Consider the following 22,961-nt stretch of genomic DNA (forward strand, 5'->3'; position numbering starts at 1 on the left):
GGGGCCGGGGCCCGGCTCCACGGGCTGACCCGGTCGGGAACGGCCCGACGGGCCCCCGCCCGACAGACCCCCGGGCCCCCAGACCCCCGGGCCCCCGGGCCCCCGGCCCGTCAGGCCGTCCCCTCCGCCGTCGCCAGTCCCGGTGTTTTCTCCTGGACCGTGAAGCGGACGCGAGTGGTGCAGAGGGAGACGAGGACCGCGCAGGCGGCGACCACTGCCATGCCCCAGACCAGGCTGCTGAAGCCCGCCACGAAGCCGATCAGCGCGGGGCCGGCCAGCAGGCCGGTGGTGCCCATGGCCGCGACGAGGGACAGGGTGTCCGGGCCCTCGGCCGCGGCGGCGACGTAGAGGCACGGGGTGACGAGGGCGACGCCGAGTCCCACGAAGGCGAAGCCGATGAGGGCGGGGACCGTGCCGCCCGCCAGCAGGGCGAGGGCCAGGCCGATGCCCGCCATCGCGCTGCCGCCACGGACCAGCCGGGCGTCGCCCCAGCGGCTGCGCCAGCCGTCGCCGAGCAGACGCGCGGCGACCATCATCACCGAGACGACCGCGATGCCCAGCGGCGCCACCTGAGCGGAGGCGCCGGCGATCTCCTTCATGTAGAGCGCCGACCAGTCGTTCATGGCGCCCTCGACGACGGTGCCGAACACCATCGCCAGGCCGAGCCACAGCGTGATCTGGCTCGGCCGGGTCAGGGTGCGGCGGCGCTTGGTGTCCTTCTGCTCGGCCGGTGCCTCCTGCGGTGTGTCCGGCAGCAGCCGGGGCCGCGAGCCCACGAGCAGCAGCACCAGCAGCAGGCCCGCGGCGGCGAAGTGCGGGACGAGGTCGTGGGTCAGGGCGTTCATGCCGGACGCGACCAGGGCGGCGAGGAACGACCCGGCGCTGAAGGTGGCGTGCAGCTGGGCCATGGCGGTACGCCCGTACGTCGCTTCGAGGGCGGCGCCCTGGGCGTTCATGGCCACGTTGAGGCAGCCGACGAGCATGCCGTCGACGAAGAGGATCAGCAGCGCCACCGGGTAGTTGGGCGCCACGCCCAGCCCGAGCAGGACGGCGACCATACCGAGGCCGGAGGCCAGGGCGAGGCGGCGCGCGCCGAGCCGTCTCATCAGGAACGTGATGAGCGGGAAGGCGACCGCCGCCCCGACGCCGCAGGCCATCAGGAGCAGGCCGAGTTGTGACTCGTCGAGGTCGAGCCGCTCCTTCAGCGCGGGAAGGCGCGAGGCCCAGGTGGCGTACTGGAACCCGAGAAAACAGAACAGCGCGGCGATCGCCAACTGCGCGCGTCTGAAGTCGTCTAGGACACCGAGCATGGGAACCGGCTCACCTCCTTCGAACCACCGGTGCCGGTTGCGGGCACCTCGCTGGACATGTAGACGGCGTCGTCGCCGTAGCTCTCGGGCAGGCCGACCTCGGGGTGGGGCCGGTAGCCGCGCGCCGCCCAGAACGTCGCCATCCCGTCGACGGCGACGAGGGAGATCCGCTCGTACGCCGGACTCGCGGCCGCCGTCAGACGGTTCACGAGGCCGGTGCCCCAGCCCCTGCCCCGCTGCTCCTCGGCGACGACCACGTCGTGCAGATGGAGGTTCCGGGACCGGTGGACGGGCTCTTCCGTCTGCGCCAGATGCGGGTACTGGAACAGCGGATAGGGCAGGGAGAGCAGATAGCCGCGAACGTGTCCGTCGAGTTCCAGCACGAAGCAGGTGTCCGGCGAGGCGCGCCCCTTGGACTCCAGCGCCGCCTGTCCTTCGACGAGCGACGAGCCGGCGTACGTCCGGGCCTCCAGGGCCGCGATGCCGGGCCAGTCGCCGTGGAGGACCGGGCGGATGTTCACCTGTGCGGTCACCGGCTCCGCCCTCCGGCCGCCGCCCCCACCAGGGCGCTTCCGTCGTCCGTCGCGGTGTACGGGAGCGGGCGGAAGCCGTTGAAGCCCTGGGTCATGTAGCTGGTGGCGTAGGCGCCGGCGGACAGGATCCAGACGGGGTCGCCGGACCTGAGCGTGCTGGGCACGCGCTGGTGCGGGGCCCGGTAGGCGTCGTCGCTGTCGCAGGTGGGACCGGCGACGTAGGCGGACACGTAGGGGCCGCTGTCGTGGCCGGGGAAGACGAGCCGGTGGCAGAGTTCGTCCATCTCGTAGAGGCCGTTGAACTTGCCGCAGCTCAGGTAGAGCCAGTGCACGGACTCGCCGTCGGACTGCCGGCGTTCGGTGAGCCGGTAGACGTGGGCCCGGACGGCGCCGTGGTCGGCCACGAGGTGGCGGCCGGGCTCCATCACGAAGTCGAGGGGCGCCGCGTTGAGGATCCGGAGGTGTTCCATGCCTTCGCGGATGACGGCGAACATCTTGTCCAGCGGGGGGTCCAGCCGCTTTCCCCGCCGGTCGAGATAGCCGAGCGCGGGCAGTCCGCCGCCGAAGTTGACGTGGTCGAGGACGATCCCCCGGCCGCGCAGCGCGACGAGGGTGTCGGCGAGCAGGTCGGTGGCCTGCTGCCAGGCCTCGAACGTCATCTGCTGCGAGCCCACGTGCACGGAGAGCCCGGCCGGTACCAGACCGGCGTCGCGGGCCGCCGTCAGCACCCGGACGGCCTCGTCCTTCGAGCAGCCGAACTTGCGGCTCAGGCCCCACAGGGCGCCGTCCCCGCTGGTGGCGAGGCGGCAGTAGACGCGGGCGCCCGGCGCGTGCGCGGCGATGGCCGCCACGTCCTGGACGCTGTCCGTGGCGAAGGTCCGTACGCCGAGCCGGTGGGCCTCGGCGATGGTCTCGTCGGACTTGACGGTGTTGCCGTAGTGGATCCGGTCCGGCGGCACGCCGAGCCGGAGGGCCTGGGTGATCTCGACCGGGCTGGCCGCGTCGAGGCCCGCGCCCCGCTCGGCGAGGCAGGTCAGCACCTCGTCGACGGAGCACGCCTTCATCGCGAACCGGACGGCGGTGCCGGGCAGTTCACGCATCAGGCGGTCGTACTGGTCTGCGATCCCCGTGAGGTCGAACACGATGCTGTCCGACGACGCGGCCGCCAGTGCGGAGGACAGCCGCGTGTGCAGGTCCGTGCTCACCCGTCGGCACTCCCGAGTCCGGTGTCGCGAGCGGCACGCACCAGCGCGGGCCAGACGTCGATCAGCAGGGCGAAGTCCCGCATGTCCCACTCCGCCTCGTCGAGCAGCTGGTCGCGGCGCTCGTCGAGCAGTGCGGCGAACTCCTCGTAGCGGCCGCCCAGTTTGCGGTACGAGGTGCTCACGCGGTCGAGCCGCCAGAGGTTCTCGGTGCGGTCGAGCGAGGTGCTCTCCCGGATCAGGGCCGCGAACACGTCGCCACTGACGTGCTCCTGGTCGTCCAGCAGTGTGCCGGCGCCGGCGGTGCCCATCCGGTCGTAGACGAAGTTGAGGTAGAGCATGGACAGCAGGAACTTCACGAACCGCAGCTGGTAGGCCACGAATCCGGCGTCGGTACGCCGTTCCGGCGTGTAGAAGTTCTCGATGTGCCGGTTGTGGAGCACGCCGGGGAGCTGGGCGTCGTGGACCACGTGGATGAGGAAGTAGTCGCTGCCGATGGTGTTGGTGGCCGGCGGCAGCGGTATCCGCTCGTAGACGCCCTGGTCGAAGCTGATGTTGAGCATGTCGACGCGCATCGGGTCGACGAGGGTGAGTGTCGAGTGGTCGCCGGTGAACGGGTCGGTACCGGCGCCGCGGAAGGACTCGTCGACCAGGGCGCGCTTCTGCTCGTCCGACCAGTCGCCGGGCGCCCACAGGCTGACCACGTCGTGGTAGATGCCCGCGTCGAGCTGTTCGATCTCGGCGATGTCGACGGACAGTTCGCCGATGAAGGAGGCGCCGACCATCGAGACGGGGCGGTGGGTGTGCGCCGGGTCGAGGTCGGTCTCCGACACGCCGGCCGCGGCGTCGGTAGCCGGCCTGCTCAGCGACATCACTTCGTGGTGGATGGGGAAGATCTGTTCGCCGTCCAGCACCTGGTAGTTGCTGTCGGAGTCCCTGCGGTGCATCGACCGGCAGCCGAGCGCGCTCGCGATCAGGAAGGCGCGGTTGGTGCAGGCGCCGTAGGAGAGGGCGTCCGGCAGCATGAGGTCGAGGATCCGGTCGGGTGCGTCGAGGCCCGCCTCGCGGATCGCGCCGGCCAGGAAGTCGCGCTGCCGGGCCTCGTTGAGATGGTGCACGTTGACGTGCTCGACGGCGGGCAGTGCGGCCACCACCCGGGCGTGTTCGGCCCAGGTTTCCTCGTCGCAGGAGTCGAGGATCACCAGTTCCACCTCGACGCCGAAGGTACGGGCCGCGTAGACGGCCTCCTCGCCCATGGCGACGATGGTGCGGGAGCACTCCCGGTTGGTGGGCAGGGTCAGGCAGATGCGGTCAGTGCTGGTCTGTCGGCTCACTTCGCGCTCTCTTGTCCGCTCCAGGACTCAAGTCCCAGGAGCTTCTTGCCCAGGTCGTTGAGTTCGGCGGCGCCGTAGCGGTCCGCTTCGGGCCGGTCCGCGTCGCCGAGGAGCGTGCCGTTCCAGTCCGGGGTGCTGAGCGTGCGCCAGGAGTCGACGCGGGACGCGCGCAGCGCCTCGTGCTCCTCCAGCGCGGGCATCATCGACAGGTACTGCACCGCGCGGACACCGTTCTCGGAGTAGTTGCCCGCCACTCCGTGGGCCAGCAGACCGTTGAAGATCAGCAGGTCGCCGGCGTGCAGGTCGGGCCGGACCACGGGGAACTCCGTGCGGTCGACCGAGGGCCTGATCGGGTCGCGGCCGGCCGGCTGGGCGATCCGCCACTCCTCGAACTGCCGGAACAGTTCGGGGTTGCACTGGAATCCACCGAGCTCGGGCTGGGTGTCGTTGAGGGCGATGATGCCCTGGACGCGCTGCGGCAGTACGCCGAGGGTGGTGTCGACGTCCCAGTGCAGCTCGATGTCGAAGCCCTCGTCGGTCGGCTCGATGAGGGAGCGCGAACGAGTGCCGCGGTTGGGCGGGTTGAGGTTCAGCCGGTCGAGCGTGACCCACAGCTCGTCGCAGTCCCAGACGTCCGCGAAGGCGTCGTAGACCCGCTGGGTCTGGCGGTTGTCCCACATCAGCTGGTGGTGGTAGGCCTCGACGAAACCGTAGACGTGCAGGTCGCGGTCGAGGTCGGAGCGGAACTCCCGCTCCTGGTACCAGGATTCGGGCCGGTCCGGGTCGAGTCCCTGGAACTCCCAGGCGAACTCGAGCAGGCTCTTGGCGGCGCCGGGCGAGATGGCGTTCCGGACGACGACGTAGCCGTACGTCTTCCAGAAGGCGTAGTCCTCCTCCGACAGCGCGCGCAGGGGCCGCGTCTTGTCGATGTCCCGCAGCTGCGTCTGGGCGAGGTAGGTCTCGCCGTCGGCGCTGAAATAAGGCCGTTCCGTCAAGGCCCTGTACAGGTAAGGGGCAGGCTTCGGCATGCGATCACTCCAAGGCTCTGGTCCTCAGTGGCCGAGTGGTACCTCAGCCGCCACATTGATCGAACTGAGGTTCCCCAAAAATGGGCTAGACCACTTGGGGGTGTCAACAAGAACCAGCCGAAACTGCCGCCAACTGCCTGTGAGTTGCCGGTTGCCGAACACGCTGGTAGCGGCGCCGTCACCCGCTGTTTCCGTACGACGGCATCGCGCCCCCCGGGCAGGGGCGTCGCGCCCCCGGGCCGGCACCGCGGGGCGCCGGCCCGTACGAACGCGTGCGTTCAGCCGGCGACGATCCGCTCGGCCGCCGCCACCCCGCACACCCGGGCGGCGCCGTGTGTGGCGATGTGCACCGCGCCTCGCGGCGGGGCCTGCGGTACGCCCATCTCGACCACCACGGTGTCCTGCCGGGCGGCGAGCAGCGCGTCCAGGGCCGAGCCCATCCAGGAGTGCCGGTGCTCGTCACGGACCACCGCGACCACCCGGCGCCCGTCCGCCGCCCGCAGTGCCGCGCCGGCCGCGTCCTCGGCGGTGAAGGTGCCGCTGCGGGTGCCCGGCAGCAGCCGTTCGAGGTCGGCGTCGACACCCCACGGCGTCACGTTCCCGACGGCGATGTTCGGCGCCGGGTTGAACGTCGCGACGAAGACGGGCTCGTCGAGCGGCGCGGCGGGAGCGGTGCGGGTCACCTTCAGGGCCCGGCGGGCCGCGATCAGTCCGACCTCCGGGTCGGGGGCGGCGCCGGCCCGCGCTGTCTGCGCGGCCTCGGCGGTCCACCGGGCCTCCCTGCGGACCCGGGCGGCCGCGTCCGCCAGCCGCTCCTCGGGCAGTTGACCGGAGCGTACGGCGGCCACGAGCGCGTCCCTGAGCCTGAGCACGGTGCCCTCGTCGCAGAGCCCGCCGCCCACGCAGATGGCGTCGGCGCCCGCGGCGATCGCGAGGACCACGCCGTTCTCCAGGCCGTAGGCCGCCGAGATGGCCTGCATCTCGATGCCGTCGGTGACGATCAGCCCGTCGAAGCCCAGTTCACCGCGGAGCAGATCGGTGAGGATCCGGTGCGAGAGGGTGCCGGGGCGCTCGGGGTCCAGGGCGGGGACGAGGATGTGCGCGCTCATGACGGCCCGGGTGCCGGCCTCGATGGCCGCGCGGAACGGCACCAGTTCGCGGGTGCGCAGGGTGGTCTCGTCGACGTCGATGCGCGGCACCGCGTGGTGGGAGTCGACGTTGGTGTCGCCGTGCCCCGGGAAGTGCTTGGTGCAGGCGGCGACACCGCTGGACTGGAGCCCCTGGACGTAGGCGGCGGTGTGCCGGGCCACGAGGTCGGTGTCGGCGCCGAAGGCCCGGACGCCGATGACCGGGTTGTCGGGGTTGGCGTTGACGTCGGCGGAGGGCGCCCAGTTGAAGTTCACACCGCACTCGGCGAGGCGCCGGCCGAGTTCGCGCGCGACCCGCCGGGTGAGCTCCGGGTCGTCGACGGCACCGAGGGCGAGGTTGCCGGGGAACGCGGAGCCGGTGCGGACGTCGAGGCGGGTGACGTCGCCGCTCTCCTCGTCGATGGCGACCAGGAGGTCGTCCCGTTCCGCCCGCAACTGTGCGGTGAGCTCCGCCACTTGATCATGGGCGACGACATTGCGGCCGAACAGGGCGACGGAGGCCAGTCCCTCACCGACCCGGCGGCGCACCCAGTCGGGGGCGGTGGTGCCGTCGAACCCCGGTTGCAGCACCGCGAGAGCGTCTCTGGTGAGGGTGTCGTCGAGGGTGGCGAAAACTGTCATCGGAGGGGTCATCCCTTCACGGGGCCGTCGGCCGGCCGCTCGCGGCGCGTGGCTCGGCGACTCGCGGCCTTTGCATTGCAGAGAAGCGGGGTCGGGGTCGGCTCGGACAGCACGCCGGCGGCGGTCGCGCCGACGCGGCACCACGGTCGTCGTCGAGCGCGGTGCGGTGCGGGCCGACACGGGATCGCCGAGCGCGCCGCCGCCGCGGGCTGCTCCGAATGGTGTAGACCTGCACGGGGGAGCTTGGCCTAGACTTTTCGCAGCGTCAAGGCGGCCCAGTAGGCCGCCGTGGCGCTTCCGGGAAGGTCGCCGGGCCGTCCTCCACCCGGAACACACCCCCAGAGTTGGACTAGACCACAGGGCGGTTGGGGGCTTATAACGAGAGACCTGCGAGAGCGCCCGGAAGGCAAGTCATGACCACCGACGTCAGCAGCGCCCAGCACGTCACCGGGGCTCCCGGTGGCGTCGCCCGCGTGCCGAAGTACTACCGCGTGAAGCAACAGGTTCTCGACATCGCGGAGTCGCTGATGCCCGGTTCGCGGATGCCCGCCGAGCGGCTACTGGCCGTCCGGCTCGACACCTCGCGCACCACCGTCCGACACGCGCTCCAGGAGCTCGTGGGCGAAGGCCGGCTGGACCGCGTTCAGGGAAAGGGCACGTTCATTGCACGGCCGAAGCTCTACCGCACGCTCCAACTCACCTCGCACACCGAGGACATGCAGGCCCAGGGCCTCGAACCCGCCTCGCAGGTGCTGGACATCGGCCACATCGACGCGGACGAGAAGCTGGCCGGCCTGCTCGGCATCGAGCCCGGGGAGAGCGTGCTGCGAATCGAACGGCTGCGGCTGGCCAGCGGCGAGCCCATGGCGATCGAGACGACACATCTGTCGGCCCGGCGGTTCCCCGGTCTGCGCGAGTCGCTGGACCGGCACAGATCCCTGTACTCGGCCCTGTCCGAGGTGTACGGCGTGCACCTGGAGCAGGCCGAGGAGGGCATCGAGACCTCGCTCGCGACCCCGCGCGAGGCCGCGCTGCTCCGCACGGCCGTAGGCCTTCCGATGCTGCTGCTGTCCCGTCACTCGCACGACGAGGAGGGCAGACCGGTCGAGTGGGTCCGTTCCGTGTACCGCGGCTCCCGCTACAAGTTCGTCGTGACCCTGATGCCCACCGCGGACTGAACCGCACGGCCCCCGGATCCGTCTTCTCTTCCACCACACACCGTCCACGGCACCCGTGGACACCGCCGGCCCCCCACCACCCGACCGGACCGCCGACACGGTACGGCCCGACGCGGCAGGCAACCGGCGGTGTCACCCCCTCCCAGGGTTCGCCTCCACCGCTCCCCTTCACCCCTTCCTCACGATGACGACCGCGTCCGCTCCGACGACCGCACGGAGCGCACGCCGCGCCCGGGGCCCCACACCCCGCGGCGGACAGCACGGGGACCCTGCCCCACCACATCGATACTGGGAGTGTCGTGACGCAACAGGGCGTTCGCACAAGCCGAATGCAAGCCGACCGGACTGTGGCGACCGAGGGGACGGTGGTGTCGTGACCGAGAGACCGTCGTTGAAGACACTCGCGCAGGCCCTGGTCCACGCGCGCGAGGCGGCCTGTCTCACCCAGGAGGATCTCGCGGAGCGCTCCGGGGTCAGCGTCCGGGCCATCCGCAACCTGGAGACCGGTCAGACCTCCCGGCCCCGAAAGCAGTCCCTCCTGCTGCTGGCCAAGGCGCTCGGGCTGACGCCGGGCGAGATGGGACGGCTGCTGCGCAGGCCACTCGCCGAGCACCCCCGCGAGCAGCCGCCCGCCCTGGTCCCGGCGGAACTTCCCCCGGCCCCCCGCCACGAACTGGCCGGCAGGAAACCGCACATCGACGCCCTGCGGGCCCATCTGTCCGCCGGGGAACGGCTCGAACTCGGAAAGCCCGCGGTCGTCGTCGGCCCCCCCGGCGCCGGCAAGACCGCGCTGATCCTGCGGACGGCCCACACCGTGTGCGCGAGATTCCCGGACGGACAGGTCTACGTCGATCTCCAACCGGCGTCCGCCGCCGCACCGTTCACCCCGGAGGAGGTCGTCCGCCGGGTGCTGCGCTCGCTCGGCGGCGCGCCCGTCGCGGACCATCCGGAGGAGGCGAGCGCCCAGTTGCGGGACGCGCTGAGCAGACGCCGTGTCCTCGTCGTCCTCGACAACGTCGACAGCGAGGCACAGGTCCGCCCGCTGCTGGTCGACGGCGGGCGCAGTGCCGTACTGGTGGCGGCGCGGCGCGAACTCCCTGCCCTTCCGGCGCAGTTCAGGCAGCGGATCCACGCCCTCACCGAAGGGGACGCCCACCGGCTCCTGGAGGATCTGCTCGGCGCCGAACGCACACACGCGGAGCGGGCGTCCGCGATGAGCATCGTCCGGTCCTGCGGACGGCTCCCGCTCGCCCTGCACATCGCGGGCCTGTGGCTCCTGGCTCGGCCGCACCGCACCCTGCGCGAACTGGCGGACCGGCTGGCCCCGGAGCAGGACCGCATCCGGTTCCTGCGCATAGGCGACCTGTCCCTTCAGGCGAGCGTCGCGGCCTGCTACTCCTCGCTCCCGGCTCCGGCCAAGGCCTCACTGCAACGGCTGAAGTCCGTACGCGGTGACTTCGGCGTCGACGACGTGGTGGCCCGGGTGACCCCGTCCCGGGGCCTCGCGGCGGACCTCCTCGACGATCTGCTGGACCGGCAGATGATCCATGTCGGCGGCGTCGACGACGAGGGCCGGTTCCACTACCGGATGTACGACGCGGTACGGCAGTACGTGGCGTACAGCCCACCGGAGTTCCGGGGCGCGCTCGGAGCGGCGGCCCAGATCTGGCTGCCGCAGCAGGCCAACGGCGGCCCGCGCGCCATCGGCCCGCTGAGCGGCACGAGCCTGCCCCACCCGAACCGGATCACCCCGGGGCCCGCCTCCTGGGCCGAGGGAAGGAAGTGAGCCGCTCGGGGCGGACTCACCCGGCGCCGGCCCGGGCACCGGGACCGGCAGCGCGAAGTCCCAGGACAACGACCTTGCCCCAGCCCGGGACCCCACCTAGCCTGAGTTTGTGCCGCGAATAAACAAAGCCCGATCGCACAACGGAGTGCCGGGCGACTCCCTCGTCCGCCTCCGTGTCGCCCTGACCGTCTTCTTCGCCCTCGACGGCTTCATCTTCGCGGGCTGGGTCGTCCGCATCCCCGCGATCAAGGAGCAGACCGGAGCCTCCGCCGGCACGCTGGGCCTGGCGCTGCTCGGCGTCTCCGCCGGCGCCGTCGTGACCATGGTGTTCACCGGCCGACTCTGCCGGCGCTACAGCAGCCATCTGGTCACCGTCGTCTGTGCGGTCCTGCTCTCCCTCAGCGTCGCCCTGCCCCCGCTGACCCACTCGGCACTGGCTCTCGGCGCCGTACTGCTGGTCTTCGGCGCCGCCTACGGCGGAATCAACGTCGCCTTCAACAGCGCCGCCGTCGATCTCGTCACCGCCCTGCGGCGGCCGATCATGCCGAGCTTCCACGCGGCGTTCAGCCTGGGCGGCATGACCGGCGCGGGACTCGGCGCGCTGGTCGCCGGTTCACTCTCCCCCACGCAGCATCTGTTCGGGCTGACGGTCATCGGCCTGCTGGTCACCGCCTTCGCCGGCCGGGCCCTGCTGCGCATCGAGCCTCCCCGGCCGCCGGAGCCGGTGGCCGACGCGGGCAAGGACGGCCGACGCCCCCTCGACAGCCGCAATCGCCGGCTCGTTGTGGTCTTCGGGCTCATCGCGCTGTGCACCGCCTTCGGCGAGGGCGCGATGGCCGACTGGGGCGCGCTCCATCTGGAGCAGGACCTGGACGCCTCGATGGGTCTGGCGGCGGTTGGTTACTCGTGTTTCGCCCTGGCCATGACGATTGGCCGGCTGTCCGGCACGACCCTGCTGGAGCGGCTCGGCCGTACCCGGACGGTGGTCGCCGGCGGCACCGTGGCCTCGGCCGGCATGCTCCTCGGCTCCTTCGCCCCGACCGTCTGGGCGGCCCTGATCGGCTACGCCATCACCGGGCTCGGCCTGGCCAACCTGTTCCCCGTCGCCGTAGAACGCGCAGGCACCCTGGCCGGACCCAGCGGTGTAGCGCTCGCCTCCACCTTCGGCTACAGCGGCATGCTTCTCGGCCCGCCGGCGATCGGATTCATAGCGGAGTGGTTCTCCCTGACCGCCGCACTCACCAGTGTCGCGATCCTGGCCGGGGTGGCCGCGCTGATCGGCTTCCTCACCCGCCACGCGACGGCGGCGGCCACCCCGACGGGCCGCCCGGTCACGGTCGAAGCACCGAACGAGAGCTGCCGAAGCGAGTAACCGACGCCCCAGGGCGTCACCACCCCCCACGTCACCGCACACCCGCGCCACCGCCCCCGCCGCGCCGCCGGTCACCCCGCCGCCTCGCCCTCCCCGCCGCACCGCGCCGCCGGTCCCCACCGCCGCCCGCCCCACCGCACCGCGCGCCCGTCACCGGCGCAAGGGCGCCACCACCCCGGTGATGCCCTTGCCTGCGAGCGCACTTCATCCGGCAGACTCGCCCCCATGGACACCGCCCGCCTCCTCGAACGACTCGACGCCGAGGGCCGGCTGCTGGCCGCGGCCGCCGAGCGTGCCGGAACCGCCGCCGCCGTGCCGACCTGCCCCGGCTGGCAGGTACGTGACCTGCTGCTGCACACGGGGAACGTGCATCGCTGGGCGGCGGGGTTCGTCGCCGAGGGGGTCATGGAGCGACGCCCCTTCGGACCGTCGCCGCAGCTCGACGGGGCCGAGCTGGTGGACTGGTACCGGGAGAGCCACCGCAAGCTGGTGCAGACCCTGGAGGCCGCCACGCCGGACACCGCGTGCTGGGCGTTTCTGCCCGCGCCCTCCCCGCTGGCGTTCTGGCGGCGGCGCCAGGCGCACGAGACGACCGTGCACCGGTTCGACGCGGAGGCGGCGCTCGGCGTACCGCACTCCCCCGTCGGCACCGAGTTCGCCGTCGACGGCATCGACGAGCTGCTGCGCGGGTTCCACGCCCGCTCCAGGAGCCGAGTGCGCACGGAGGAGCCGCGGGTGCTGCGGGTGCGCGCCTCGGACACGGACGCGGTGTGGACCGTACGGCTGTCGCAGGAGCCGCCCGCGGCGGTGCGGGGAGCCGTGGGGGACGCGGAGTGCGAACTGTCCGGTCCGGCCGCGGAGTTGTATCCGGCGCTGTGGAACCGGGCGCCGCTGCCGGAGGTGACGGGCGACCCGGCGCTCGCGGTGCTGTGGCGGGAGAAGTCGGGGGTGGGTTAGCTCGCCGGGACCGGCCCGAGGAGTGCGCGGACTCAGTCCGCGTCGGCCGCCAGCATCCGGGTCAGGACCGCCCGCTGCACGGGCAGTACGTCCCCGTGCAGGTCACGGCCCTTCGTGGTGAGCACCACACGGACGCCGCGCCGGTCCTCGACACACATGGCGCGCTCCACAAGACCCTCGCGCTCCAGGCGGGCGATCAGGCGGGACAGGGCGCTCTGGCTGAGGTGGACCCGGTCGGCGATCTCCTGGACCCGGAACGAGCAGCTGCCGTCGTCGGCGATGCCCTCGGAGAGCACGTCCAGCACCTCGAAGTCGCTGGCGCCCAGGCCGTGTTGATGCAGGACGCGGTCCAGTTCGCACTGGGTGCGGGCGTGCAGGGCGAGGATGTCGCGCCACTGCTCCACGAGGGCCCGGTCGCCGTTCGTCACCGACATGAACCGCACCGTAGCAGAGCGGAAACTTTATTGCATCTGAATTAAATGCGTTTGCATTGAATGCATGCGCATGTAGTGTCTGGCGCATGACCTCTCCGCTCGCCTCCCCCGCGGACCCGTCACCGACGGTTCGCTGGACCCCCCGGCTGTGGGGCACCCTGCTGGTGCTCTGCGCCGCGATGTTCCTCGACGCGCTCGACGTGTCGATGGTCGGCGTCGCCCTCCCGTCCATCGGCGAGGACCTCGGCCTCTCCACCTCGACCCTGCAATGGATCGTCAGCGGCTACATCCTCGGCTACGGCGGCCTGCTGCTGCTCGGCGGCCGCGCGGCCGACCTGCTGGGCCGGCGCCAGGTCTTCCTGATCGCGCTCGGCGTCTTCGCCGTCGCCTCGCTGCTCGGCGGGCTCGTCGACTCCGGCCCGCTGCTGATCGCCAGCCGCTTCATCAAGGGCCTGAGCGCCGCGTTCACCGCACCCGCCGGCCTGTCGATCATCACCACGACCTTCCCGCAGGGCCCGCTGCGCAACCGGGCGCTGTCCATCTACACCACCTGCGCCGCCACCGGCTTCTCCATGGGCCTGGTCCTGTCCGGCCTGCTCACCGAGGCCAGCTGGCGCCTGACCATGCTGCTGCCCGCGCCCATCGCCCTGATCGCGCTCTTCGCCGGTCTGAAGCTGCTGCCGCGCAGCTCCCGCGAACGCGACCACAACGGCTACGACGTCCCGGGCGCCGTCCTCGGCACCGCCTCGATGCTGCTGCTGGTCTTCACGGTCGTGGAGGCCCCCGAGGTCGGCTGGACCTCGGCCCGCACCCTGCTGTCCTTCCTGGCCGTGATCGTGCTGCTGACCGTCTTCGTGCGGGTCGAGCGCCGCTCGCCCGGACCGCTGATCCGGCTCGGTGTACTGCGGGCCGGCTCCCAGGTGCGGGCCCAGCTCGGCGCGATGGCGTTCTTCGGCTCGTACGTCAGCTTCCAGTTCCTGGTCACGCTCTACATGCAGTCGCTGCTCGGCTGGTCGGCGCTGCACACCGCGCTGGCCTTCCTGCCCGCGGGCGCCCTGGTCGCGCTGTCGGCGACGAAGGTCGGCTCGGTCGTCGACCGCTTCGGCACCCAACGCCTGATCGCGGTCGGCTTCGCGCTGATGCTCGTCGGCTACGCGCTGTTCCTCGGCGTCGACCTCGATCCCGTCTACGCCCTCGCGATCCTGCCCAGCATGCTGCTGATCGGCGCGGCCTGCGCCCTGGTCTTCCCGTCGCTCAACATCCAGGCCACCAACGGCGTCGACGACCACGAGCAGGGCATGGTCTCCGGCCTGCTCAACACCTCGGTGCAGGTCGGCGGCGCGATCTTCCTGGCCGTAGTGACGGCGGCGGTGACCGCCGGCGCCCCGGAGAACGCCACCCCGCAGGCCGTCCTCGACAGCTACCGCCCCGGCCTGCTCATCGTCACGGGAGTCGCGGCGGCGGGCCTGCTGCTCTCCCTGACCGGCCTGCGCGTCCGACGCGAGCGCTCCTCGCTCGTGGTCGCCAAGTCCACCACCGAGGAGGCGCCGGAAGCGGAGCGGGTGACCGTCCGCGACTAGGGGGAACGCCTCCGACACGAGTGCCCGGCGGGGTTGGCTTGCCTCGCCGGGCACTCGGCCGTGACACTGCGGGGATGAGCACTTACGGGGGACGGCGCTCGCAGGGCGAACGCGACGCGATGACCATCGAGATCGGCTACGCGTTGGCCAGCGCGGCGTTCGCGGCGGCGCTGCTGTTCGCGGTGGTGGCCGGTCCCGCCCTGCTGTTCGACCTGTCCCGGACGCTCGAATCCGTGCTGCTGCGCACCGGTTCGGTGCTCGCCCCGGTGCTGTTCCTCGCCCGGGTGGTCAGTGTGCTGCTGCGCTTCGGCCGGCGAGGCGGTCAGCCGAGCCAGCCGGGCCGGACCAACCCCGACTCGTAGGCCAGCACGACGAGTTGGGCCCGGTCGCGCACACCGAGCTTCACCATGGTGCGGCTGACGTGGGTCTTCGCGGTGAGCGGGCTGACGACCAGACGGCGGGCGATCTCCTCGTTGGACAGCCCGATCCCGACCAGCGCCATCACCTCCCGTTCCCGCTCGGTGAGCCGGCCGAGGGTCTGTGCCGCCGCGGGTTCCTTGGAGCGGGCGGCGAACTCGGCGATCAGCCGCCGGGTCACCCCGGGCGACAGCAGGGCGTCACCGGCCACCACCGCCCGTACGGCGCGCACGAGTTCCTCCGGCTCGGTGTCCTTCACCAGGAAGCCCGAGGCGCCGGACCGGATCGCCTCGAAGACGTACTCGTCGAGTTCGAAGGTGGTCAGCATGACCACCTTGACGTCGGCCAGTTCGGCGTCCCCGGTGATCCGCCGGGTCGCGGCGAGACCGTCGAGGACCGGCATCCGGATGTCCATCAGGACGACGTCCGGCCGCAGTTCGCGCACCTTGCGCACGGCCTCCTCGCCGTCGGGCGCCTCCGCGACCACCTCGACGTCCGGCTGCGCGTCCAGCAGGGCGCGGAACCCGGCCCGTACCAGTGACTGGTCGTCGGCGAGCAGTACGCGGATCACCGGTCGTCCTCCTTGCGCTCCTGGTCCGACAGGGGCAGTACCGCCAGCACCCGGAACCCGCCGTCGGCGCGCGGGCCCGCCTCGATGGTGCCACCGAGCGCCGCGGCCCGCTCCCGCATTCCGGCCAGCCCGTTGCCGCTGCCACCCGCGTCGGTACCGGTCGGGGGGCCGTCGTCGTCGACCCGCAGCCGCAGCGCGCCGCCGCCGTGCTCCAGGCGGACCCGCGCCCGCCGGGACCCCGAGTGCCGTACGACGTTGGTGAGGGCCTCCTGGACGATCCGGAAGGCGGCGAGGTCGGCGCCCGGTGACAGGCGGGGCGCCTTCCCCTCGACGTCGACGGTGAGTCCGGCGGAGGCCGCCTGCTCGACGAGTTCCGGGAGCCGGTCGAGGCCGGGGGCGGGCGCGCGGGGGGCGTCACCGGGGGTGCGGAGCGTGTCGAGGACCTGGCGGACCTCGCCGAGCGCCTCCTTGCTGGCGGACTTGATCGTGGTCAGCGCGGTCCGCGCCTGTTCCGGGTCGGAGTCGAGGAGGGCGAGACCCACTCCTGCCTGGACGTTGATCACGGAGATGCTGTGCGCGAGGACGTCGTGCAGTTCGCGGGCGATCCGCAACCGCTCCTCGTCGGCGCGCCGCCGGGCCGCCTGGGCGCGTTCCTCGCGCTCCTTGTCCCACTGCTCGCGCCGTACCCGGGTCAGCTCGGCCACCGCCCCGATCGCCGCGAGCCAGGCCGCGACCACCACTTCCTGTCCCCAGGGCGCGGCGTGGTCGCCGGACCGCGGCAGCCACTGGTAGAGCCAGTGGCCGACCAGCACATGACCGGCCCAGAGCATGGCGACGGCACCCCACGCGGCCCGCCGGTGCCCCGCCACGAGCGCGCTGAAGAACCCCAGCGCCACCGTGAAGAACACCGGCCCGTACGCGTACCCGGCGCCCAGGTAGAGCATCGCGGTCAGTGCCGTACCGAACGCGACGAGGACCGGCCGGCGTTTGCGGAACAGCAGCAGCGCACAGCCGACGATCAGCAGCACCCGCGCGAAGGGGTCCAGTGCCACACGCTCACCGGCCTGCGCCTCGGAGGCGAAGTTCGACCCGACGAGGACGAAGACGGTCAGCGGCAGGGTGGACCGCCAGGGCAGCCGGCTTGTGCTCTCCCCGTCCCAGCGGTTCCACCACGGCGGCCCCTGCCGCCACCAGCGCGGCGCGGCGGCCCATCGCCCCTGCTCCCTGTCCATGTCCGCCACGCTAGACGCCGCCGGCCGTCCCCGACGTCAGCCGGGCGGCGTGATCACACGTACTCCCGCGGAAGTACGTCGTCGCGCGCCGGGGTCTGCTCCCTGATCCGCAGCCGGCGCAGCGCGCGTGGCGCCCACCAGTTGGCGCGGCCCGCGAGCCGCATGGTGACCGGCAGCAGCACCACCCGGATCAGGGTCGCGTCGACGAGGATCGTCAGGGCCGTGCCGATACCCATCTCCTTCAGGAAGACGACGCCTCCGGTGGCGTACGACAGGAAGGACAGGGCGAGGATCCCGGCCGCGGCGGTGATCAGCGGGGCGCTGCGCCGGATGCCCTCGCCGACCGCGCGCACGGTGTCGCCGGTGCGTTCGTGCTCCTCCTTGATGCGGGCCAGCAGGAACACCTCGTAGTCCATGGAGAGCCCGTAGGCCACGCAGAACATGAGGACCGGGATGCTGGGCTCGATCGATCCCGCGGGTGTGAAGCCGAGCAGTCCGGAGAGGTTGCCGTCCTGGAAGACCCAGACCAGGCAGCCGAACATCACGGACAGGCTGAGCAGGTTGAGCACGGTCGCCTTGAGGGGCAGCAGCACACTGCCGGTCATGAGGAAGAGGATCACGTACGTCGCCACCAGCACGATCCCGACGGCGAGCGGGAGCCGGTCCAGGAGGGTGGCGCGGAAGTCCGTGGTCTCGGCGGGATAGCCGCCGACGAGCGCGCCGGCCGGGGCCGTGGTGTCCCTGAGCCGTTCGACGAAGGCGGGCACGTCGCCGTACATGGTCCGCTGTTCGGGTACGACCGCGAGGCGTACACGGCCGTCGTCGCCGGTGAGCCGGCCCTGTCCGGGCGGGCCGGTCCGCTCGCCGTCGTGGTAGGCGCCGGAGGGCGCGTCGACCTGGAACACGCCCGGGACACGGGAGAGTTCGGCCGCGTAGGCGCGGGTGTCGGCCGGTTCGGTGAGGACGATCTGGACGGTGTCGGTGGGCTCGGCGGCGAACTCGCGGTGCACGATCTCGGCAGTGGTGCGCGAGCTGGTGCCCTCGGGAAGCGTGCGCTCGTCCGGGAGGCCGAAGCGCAGGCCCAGTACCGGCGAGGCGGCGACGAGGAGCACGGTCAGGACTCCCGCCCCGGCGAGCAGCGGGCGGCGCATGGCGAGCAGGGCGGTGCGGTGCCAGAACCCCGAGGCGGGCGCGGCGGGACGTTCGACGCGGTGGCCCCAGCGGGCGAGGGCGGCGGGCAGGAGGAGTACGGCGCCGGTCACCGCGGTGAGGACAACGAGGATCCCGGCGTAGGCGAACGAGCTCAGGAAGAAGAACGGGAACACCAGCAGCGCGCTCAGCGAGACGGCCACGGTGACCCCGCTGAACAGCACGGTCCGCCCGGCGACGGCGGTGGCGCGCAGCACGGCGTCCTCCTGCGCCCGGCCGGCGGCCCGTTCCTCCCGGTACCGGTTGATCATGAACAGGCTGTAGTCGACGCCGAGTCCGAGACCGAGGACGAGTGCCAGGTTGGCCGCGAACGTCGACACCTCGGTGAACTGTGCGATCGCGCGCAGCCCGGCGAGGGTGCCGAGCACGGCGAAGAGTCCGACACCGAGCGTCAGGAGCGCGGCCGTTGTGCGCCGGTAGACGAGGATCAGCAGCAGGAGTACGGCGGGCAGCGCGAAGACCTCCGCGCGCAGGAAGTCGGCCCGCGCCTGCTCGCCGACCTGCCGGCTGATCTCCTCCTGACCGCCGACCCGTACGGCGAGTTCGGCGGTGGTGCGGGTCAACTCGGGCGAGAGTGTGGCGAGTTCCTGCCGGGTCTCGGTGGCCGTCCCCACCAGGTGCACGAGGATCAGCGCGCGGCGGCCGTCCTCGCCGCGCAGCGCCGGACTGTCGCTGTCCCAGTAGGAGGTGACGTCGCCGACGAGGGGCAACCGCCCGACCTCGGCGGCGAGTTCACGGGCGGCCCGGGTGGTGACGGGGCTGTCGACGTCGCCGTCGCGGGCGGTGACGAGCAGGGCGAGATTGGGGTTTCCGGTGCCGAAGTGGTCGCGGACCTGCTCGCCCGCGCGCACCGACTCGGTGCCGGGCGAGTCCCAGCGGGAAAGTTCGAGATCGGCCTGCGCGCCGGCGCCGTAGGCGGCAAGACCGAGAAACGCGATCAGGAAGCCGAGCAGCACGGCACGGCTGTGCCCCACCGCCGGACGGCCGAGCCGGGTGAGCATCGTGGAGCCTTTCGCCGGAGGTCACTGTCCCGCTCACCGTCGGCGAGGCCACTGGAAGGCCCGCTGGAAGATCCACTGGAAGACGCGGCCCGGGATAGGCTCGACGCATGGCTGAGGCGAGTGTCGGACCGGTGGACGCGGACACGCTGCGCTTCGAGATCCTCGGCCCCCTGCGCGCCCTGCGGTCCGGCACCGAGATCCCCCTCGGCCCGCCCAGACAGCGCGCCGTCCTCGCCGTACTCCTCCTCCAGGAGCACCACCCGCTCTCCTACGACGGTCTGGTCGAAGCCGTCTGGGGCGGCACACCGCCCGTGCATGTGCGCAACCTCGTGCAGAAGTACGTCTCCGGACTGCGCCGCGCGCTGGGCCCGGGGCCGGAGCTGGCGTGGACCGGCGCCGGATACCGGCTCTCCGGCACGGACCTCGCCGACCTGCGCGAGCGCCGGCGTCTCGTCGACGAGGCACTGGCCGCGCGGGACGCCGGTGAGGTCGAGCGGGCCGTTGGACTCGCCCGGCGGGCCGAGGAGTTGTGGCGCGGCGACTTCGCGGAGGGACTTGCGGCGCCGTATCTCGCGGCGGAGCGCCTGCGCTGGGCCGAGAAGCGGCTGACCGTCCTGGAGGCCCGGCTGACCGGCGAGATCACCCTCGGCCGCTCCTTCGAGTACGTCCATGAGCTGGTGCGTCTGGTCGCCGCGCATCCGCTGCGCGAGCGCCCGGTCGAGCTGCTGATGATCGCGCTGTGCCGGACCGGCCGCCCCACGGACGCCCTCACCGTCTACGAGGCGGCACGACAGCGGCTGGCGGAGGCGATGGGCGCCGACCCGGCGCCGGCCCTGCGGTCACTGCACACCCGGATCCTGCGTCAGGACCCGGAGTTGCTGCCGCTGCCCGCGGTGCCGGTGTCCTGAGACACGGCGGCCACCGGTCCCTCACCCGGCCGCCTCGCGTGCCCAGTCGGCGAGGAGTCTGCCCGCCTCGTCCCGCGCGTGCCCGATCGGATCCGGGAAGACCCGGACCCCGTGGGCGACCAGCGCACCTTCGTGCAGCAGCATGAGCGTCCGGGCCCGCTCGTCCGCGCGGTCCGGGCCCAACTCCCCCACCAGCCCGGTGAAGAGGGCCAGCATCCACTGCTTCTGGGCGGTGATGATCGCGAACGCCGGATGGACGGGGTCGCTGATCTCTGCGTGCGCCTTGACCATGCTGCATCCCTTGGCGCCGTTCTCGGACATCCAGGCACGGGAGGCTTCGAAGACCGCCAGGACACGGTCGGCGGGCCCCGCCCCCACCTCTGGGGTCCGCTCGGCGAGGAACTGCCGCCAGCGCTCGTCCCGGGCGGCGAGGTACTCGACGACGAGCTGCTCCTTGGAGCCGAACCGGTCGTAGAGCGTCTTCTTCGTCACGCCCGCCTCGGCGGCGATCAGGTCCACCCCTACGGCGTGGATTCCGCGCTCGTAGAAGAGCCGGGACGCCGCCTCCAGCACCCGGCGGGCGCCGGGGGTCATCGTGATCCGCCTGATGCTCATGACACCAGACTATACCGATCTGTATAGTGGATTCCCCGAGGCAGGTATACAGATCGGTATAGTCACGGGTCCGCCGAGTCACGAGCGTCCAGACGTCACCGAGGGAGCGCATCATGAACGTCCTCCTCTCCGCCGCGTTCGTCCTGTGCTGGAGCTCGGGGTTCGTCGGCGCGAAGCTCGGTACCGGACAGTCCGGTGCCGTGACGCTGCTGATGTGGCGCTTTCTGCCGTTGGCGGTGGTCCTCGGCGCCGTGGCGGTGATCCGCGGCCGGGACGCGTGGCGACGCCTGACCGCGCGCGACCTCGGCCGGCAGACCGTGATCGGACTGCTCTCCCAGAGCGGCTATCTGCTGACCGTCTACTACGCGATCCAGCTCGGTGTCTCCAGCGGCACCACGGCGTTGATCGACGGCACCCAGCCGCTGGTCGCCGGGGCGCTGGCGGGCCCGCTGCTGCGGCAGTACGTGTCGGGGAGGCAGTGGCTCGGGCTGGGGCTCGGCCTCGCCGGGGTCGTGGTGGTCAGCACGGCCGACGCGGCGGCCAACGGTTCCGTCGCCCGGTGGACGTACCTCGTCCCGTTCGCCGGGATGCTCTGCCTGGTGGCGGCCACCTTCCTCGACGAGCGGTCCCGGACGCCGGTCGCGCCCCTGGTGTCGATGACGGTCCACTGCTCGTCCAGCGCGGTGGTGTTCACCGGCGCCGCCCTGGTGACCGGCGCCGCCGCACCGCCGGCGACGGCGTCCTTCTGGATCGCGACCGTGTGGCTGGTGACCCTGTCGACGTTCGGCGGCTACGGCCTCTACTGGCTGGTGCTGCGGCGCTCCGGGGTGACCCGGGTCAACACGCTGATGTTCCTGATGGCACCGGTGACCGCCGTATGGGGCGCGCTGATGTTCGGCGAGACGTTCACCATCCAGACCGGCATCGGCCTGGCCGTCGCCCTGGCGGCGGTCGCCGTGGTGAACGGGACGGGCCGGCGGCAGCGCGACGGGGCGGGCAGCCCAAGCGAGTCGGACAGCCGAAGCGGGCCGGTCACCGACCGGCCCGCGTCCACGACGGACGCCCCTCTCAGGCGCCCTTGCCCGTCTCCGGCTCCTCCGCGGGCTCCGGCTCGGGCTTCGACAACTCCTCGGCGTCCGTCGGCTGCTGGGCCTCCGCCGCCCGCCGGTCCATCATGTGCAGCGCCCGCTGGGCCATCGGACGGCTGCGGACGAGCTCACCGAGCGTCGTCGCGCCGCGCGTGATGTCCATGAACGACTTCCACGCCGGACGGAACCCGGTCAGCGCGGCGTGGAAGAGCCCCGGCCGCCGCTCGAAGATGCTCAGCATCCGCTTGCCGACGGCCATTTCGACACCCAGGCCCGCCTTGACGGCGAACGCGTAGTTCAGTGCCTGGCGGCGGGCGTCCACCGCGTCGTGCGACTCGGCGATCCGGACCGCCCACTCCCCCGCGAGCCGCCCCGACCGCAGGGCAAAGGAGATGCCCTCGCGCGTCCACGGCTCCAGCAGCCCGGCCGCGTCCCCGCACACCAGCACCCGCCCGCGCGACAGCGGCGAGTCGTCGGCGCGGCAGCGGGTCAAGTGGCCGGACGAGATGCTCGGTTCGAAGCCGGCGAGGCCGAGCCGCCCGATGAAGTCCTCCAGATACCGCTTGGTGGCGGCGCCCTCGCCGCGCGCGGAGATCACGCCGACGGTCAGGGTGTCGCCCTTGGGGAACACCCAGCCGTAACTGCCGGGCATCGGACCCCAGTCGATGAGGACCCGTCCCCTCCAGTCCTCGGCCACCGTCTCCGGCACCGGGATCTCCGCCTCGAGACCGAGATCCACCTGGTCGAGTTTGACCCCGACATGCGCTCCTATGCGGCTGGCGCTCCCGTCCGCGCCGACCACCGCCCGCGCCAGGAGCGTCTCGCCGCCCTGGAGGACGACCGCGACCGTACGCCGGTCGGGCACCGCCGAGCCGTGCTGCTCGACCCGCGTGACCGTGACCCCGGTCCGCAGTTCGGCACCCGCCTTCTGCGCGTGCTCCACCAGCTGCTGGTCGAACTCCGGCCGGTTGATCAGGCCGAACAGCATCTGCTTGGAGCGCCGCGTGCGCGTGTAGCGGCCGTTGTTGGAGAAGGTGACCGCGTGCACCCGGTCCTGGAACGGCAGTTCAAAGCCCGGCGGAAGCGCGTCGCGCGAAGGGCCGATGATGCCGCCGCCGCAGGTCTTGTACCGCGGCAGCTCCGCTTTCTCCAGCACAAGGACGCGCCGTCCCGCGACCGCCGCCGCGTATGCGGCCGAGGCACCCGCAGGTCCCGCGCCCACCACGACGACGTCCCACACCTGCCGCACGTCGTCCGCCGAAGAGTTCTCGCTGCTCACGATGGTCTACTGCTCCCGATCCGCCGCCTGCCGACTGTCCCCCGCATCCTACGGCGGAGGCGCCGCAGGTCACTGTGGGAGGATCGGCCCGTATGCGCCCCGCACACCAGGGCGCGCCTACATCCGTGCGGTCAACAGTGCGCAAAAGCGTGATCCGT

19 protein-coding genes and 1 pseudogene are annotated in these 22,961 nt (G+C 72.1%); 8 read left to right on the forward strand and 12 right to left on the reverse strand.

What is annotated here, in order from left to right:
- Positions 1-110: 110 nt before the first annotated feature.
- The 6 genes from ACIQAC_RS23560 to ACIQAC_RS23585 all read right to left on the reverse strand — a co-directional run bounded on the left by ACIQAC_RS23560 (position 111) and on the right by ACIQAC_RS23585 (position 7,176).
- Complete coding sequence (locus tag ACIQAC_RS23560) at positions 111-1,310, reverse strand: MFS transporter (protein WP_402193902.1); 1,200 nt, start codon at positions 1,308-1,310, stop codon at positions 111-113.
- Positions 1,295-1,843 carry a GNAT family N-acetyltransferase gene (locus ACIQAC_RS23565; protein WP_402193903.1) on the reverse strand — a complete coding sequence of 183 codons (549 nt, stop codon included), beginning with the start codon at positions 1,841-1,843 and terminating at the stop codon, positions 1,295-1,297. Before ACIQAC_RS23565 ends, ACIQAC_RS23560 begins: the two co-directional genes overlap by 16 nt.
- Positions 1,840-3,048 (reverse strand): type III PLP-dependent enzyme, encoded by a 1,209-nt coding sequence (locus tag ACIQAC_RS23570; RefSeq protein WP_402193905.1) that lies wholly within the window; start codon positions 3,046-3,048, stop codon positions 1,840-1,842. The genes ACIQAC_RS23565 and ACIQAC_RS23570 overlap by 4 nt, the downstream gene beginning before the upstream one ends.
- Complete coding sequence (locus ACIQAC_RS23575; RefSeq protein ID WP_402193906.1) at positions 3,045-4,379, reverse strand: DUF6271 family protein; 1,335 nt, start codon at positions 4,377-4,379, stop codon at positions 3,045-3,047. The genes ACIQAC_RS23570 and ACIQAC_RS23575 overlap by 4 nt, the downstream gene beginning before the upstream one ends.
- Positions 4,376-5,407, reverse strand: coding sequence for a phytanoyl-CoA dioxygenase family protein (locus tag ACIQAC_RS23580; RefSeq protein WP_402193907.1), 1,032 nt, complete (start codon positions 5,405-5,407; stop codon positions 4,376-4,378). Before ACIQAC_RS23580 ends, ACIQAC_RS23575 begins: the two co-directional genes overlap by 4 nt.
- A gap of 278 nt (positions 5,408-5,685) precedes the next feature.
- Entirely contained in the window at positions 5,686-7,176 is a 1,491-nt protein-coding gene (locus ACIQAC_RS23585; RefSeq protein ID WP_402193908.1) for a glycoside hydrolase family 3 protein, read from the reverse strand.
- A 413-nt stretch (positions 7,177-7,589) separates the two neighbouring features.
- Between ACIQAC_RS23585 and ACIQAC_RS23590 the strand changes: the two genes are divergently transcribed.
- The 4 genes from ACIQAC_RS23590 (at position 7,590) to ACIQAC_RS23605 (ending at position 12,469) form a co-directional block, all read left to right on the forward strand.
- The gene (locus ACIQAC_RS23590) at positions 7,590-8,354 is read left to right on the forward strand and encodes a GntR family transcriptional regulator (RefSeq protein ID WP_402193909.1); all 765 of its coding nucleotides are present in this window, start codon (positions 7,590-7,592) and stop codon (positions 8,352-8,354) included.
- Positions 8,355-8,727: 373 nt separating this feature from the next.
- Positions 8,728-10,140, forward strand: a complete 1,413-nt coding sequence (locus tag ACIQAC_RS23595) for a helix-turn-helix domain-containing protein (RefSeq protein ID WP_402193910.1) — start codon at positions 8,728-8,730, stop codon at positions 10,138-10,140.
- Positions 10,141-10,285: 145 nt separating this feature from the next.
- A complete protein-coding gene (locus tag ACIQAC_RS23600; protein WP_402193961.1) occupies positions 10,286-11,512 on the forward strand; it encodes an MFS transporter in 1,227 nt (408 codons plus the stop codon).
- A gap of 225 nt (positions 11,513-11,737) precedes the next feature.
- Positions 11,738-12,469, forward strand: coding sequence for a maleylpyruvate isomerase family mycothiol-dependent enzyme (locus ACIQAC_RS23605; RefSeq protein ID WP_402193911.1), 732 nt, complete (start codon positions 11,738-11,740; stop codon positions 12,467-12,469).
- A gap of 32 nt (positions 12,470-12,501) precedes the next feature.
- Here the strand turns inward: ACIQAC_RS23605 and ACIQAC_RS23610 are convergent, their stop codons facing one another.
- On the reverse strand, positions 12,502-12,903 hold the full coding sequence (locus ACIQAC_RS23610) for a MarR family winged helix-turn-helix transcriptional regulator (protein WP_402193913.1): 402 nt from the start codon (positions 12,901-12,903) through the stop codon (positions 12,502-12,504).
- An 86-nt stretch (positions 12,904-12,989) separates the two neighbouring features.
- Between ACIQAC_RS23610 and ACIQAC_RS23615 the strand changes: the two genes are divergently transcribed.
- Entirely contained in the window at positions 12,990-14,483 is a 1,494-nt protein-coding gene (locus tag ACIQAC_RS23615) for an MFS transporter (RefSeq protein ID WP_402193914.1), read from the forward strand.
- Positions 14,484-14,557: 74 nt separating this feature from the next.
- Positions 14,558-14,845, forward strand: a complete 288-nt coding sequence (locus ACIQAC_RS23620; protein WP_402193915.1) for a DUF6332 family protein — start codon at positions 14,558-14,560, stop codon at positions 14,843-14,845.
- Here ACIQAC_RS23620 and ACIQAC_RS23625 read toward each other — a convergent pair.
- Genes ACIQAC_RS23625 through ACIQAC_RS23635 form a run of 3 tightly spaced genes read right to left on the reverse strand, consistent with a single transcriptional unit; the run spans position 14,806 to position 18,913 of the window.
- Positions 14,806-15,471, reverse strand: coding sequence for a response regulator (locus tag ACIQAC_RS23625; protein ID WP_402193916.1), 666 nt, complete (start codon positions 15,469-15,471; stop codon positions 14,806-14,808). The genes ACIQAC_RS23620 and ACIQAC_RS23625 overlap by 40 nt on opposite strands.
- The gene (locus tag ACIQAC_RS23630) at positions 15,468-16,703 is read right to left on the reverse strand and encodes a sensor histidine kinase (protein ID WP_402193918.1); all 1,236 of its coding nucleotides are present in this window, start codon (positions 16,701-16,703) and stop codon (positions 15,468-15,470) included. Before ACIQAC_RS23630 ends, ACIQAC_RS23625 begins: the two co-directional genes overlap by 4 nt.
- A gap of 53 nt (positions 16,704-16,756) precedes the next feature.
- The gene (locus tag ACIQAC_RS23635; protein ID WP_402193919.1) at positions 16,757-18,913 is read right to left on the reverse strand and encodes an MMPL family transporter; all 2,157 of its coding nucleotides are present in this window, start codon (positions 18,911-18,913) and stop codon (positions 16,757-16,759) included.
- Positions 18,914-19,020: 107 nt separating this feature from the next.
- On the opposite strand from ACIQAC_RS23635, the gene ACIQAC_RS23640 reads away from it, so the two are divergent.
- Positions 19,021-19,821 (forward strand): BTAD domain-containing putative transcriptional regulator, encoded by an 801-nt coding sequence (locus ACIQAC_RS23640; RefSeq protein WP_402193920.1) that lies wholly within the window; start codon positions 19,021-19,023, stop codon positions 19,819-19,821.
- A 21-nt stretch (positions 19,822-19,842) separates the two neighbouring features.
- On the opposite strand, the gene ACIQAC_RS23645 is transcribed toward ACIQAC_RS23640, so the two are convergent.
- A complete protein-coding gene (locus ACIQAC_RS23645) occupies positions 19,843-20,436 on the reverse strand; it encodes a TetR/AcrR family transcriptional regulator (RefSeq protein ID WP_402193922.1) in 594 nt (197 codons plus the stop codon).
- A gap of 113 nt (positions 20,437-20,549) precedes the next feature.
- Here ACIQAC_RS23645 and ACIQAC_RS23650 point away from each other — a divergent pair.
- Positions 20,550-21,411, forward strand: a pseudogene (locus ACIQAC_RS23650) (DMT family transporter); the annotation flags it as partial.
- A gap of 93 nt (positions 21,412-21,504) precedes the next feature.
- Here the strand turns inward: ACIQAC_RS23650 and ACIQAC_RS23655 are convergent.
- Positions 21,505-22,803 carry a geranylgeranyl reductase family protein gene (locus ACIQAC_RS23655; protein ID WP_402193923.1) on the reverse strand — a complete coding sequence of 433 codons (1,299 nt, stop codon included), beginning with the start codon at positions 22,801-22,803 and terminating at the stop codon, positions 21,505-21,507.
- Positions 22,804-22,961 lie beyond the last annotated feature (158 nt).

This window comes from Streptomyces sp. NPDC088387 (assembly GCF_044753385.1).
In the GTDB taxonomy this organism is placed as follows: domain Bacteria; phylum Actinomycetota; class Actinomycetes; order Streptomycetales; family Streptomycetaceae; genus Streptomyces.

Bases quoted from the DNA above. Each gene is read 5' to 3' on its own strand.
- ACIQAC_RS23605 (WP_402193911.1), top strand. From the start codon at position 11,738: ATGGACACCGCCCGCCTCCTCGAACGACTCGACGCCGAGGGCCGGCTG.
- ACIQAC_RS23560 (WP_402193902.1), bottom strand. From the start codon at position 1,310: ATGCTCGGTGTCCTAGACGACTTCAGACGCGCGCAGTTGGCGATCGCC.
- ACIQAC_RS23590 (WP_402193909.1), top strand. From the start codon at position 7,590: ATGACCACCGACGTCAGCAGCGCCCAGCACGTCACCGGGGCTCCCGGT.
- ACIQAC_RS23615 (WP_402193914.1), top strand. From the start codon at position 12,990: ATGACCTCTCCGCTCGCCTCCCCCGCGGACCCGTCACCGACGGTTCGC.
- ACIQAC_RS23630 (WP_402193918.1), bottom strand. From the start codon at position 16,703: ATGGACAGGGAGCAGGGGCGATGGGCCGCCGCGCCGCGCTGGTGGCGG.
- ACIQAC_RS23645 (WP_402193922.1), bottom strand. From the start codon at position 20,436: ATGAGCATCAGGCGGATCACGATGACCCCCGGCGCCCGCCGGGTGCTG.
- ACIQAC_RS23580 (WP_402193907.1), bottom strand. From the start codon at position 5,407: ATGCCGAAGCCTGCCCCTTACCTGTACAGGGCCTTGACGGAACGGCCT.
- ACIQAC_RS23610 (WP_402193913.1), bottom strand. From the start codon at position 12,903: ATGTCGGTGACGAACGGCGACCGGGCCCTCGTGGAGCAGTGGCGCGAC.
- ACIQAC_RS23635 (WP_402193919.1), bottom strand. From the start codon at position 18,913: ATGCTCACCCGGCTCGGCCGTCCGGCGGTGGGGCACAGCCGTGCCGTG.
- ACIQAC_RS23640 (WP_402193920.1), top strand. From the start codon at position 19,021: ATGGCTGAGGCGAGTGTCGGACCGGTGGACGCGGACACGCTGCGCTTC.
- ACIQAC_RS23620 (WP_402193915.1), top strand. From the start codon at position 14,558: ATGAGCACTTACGGGGGACGGCGCTCGCAGGGCGAACGCGACGCGATG.
- ACIQAC_RS23585 (WP_402193908.1), bottom strand. From the start codon at position 7,176: ATGACAGTTTTCGCCACCCTCGACGACACCCTCACCAGAGACGCTCTC.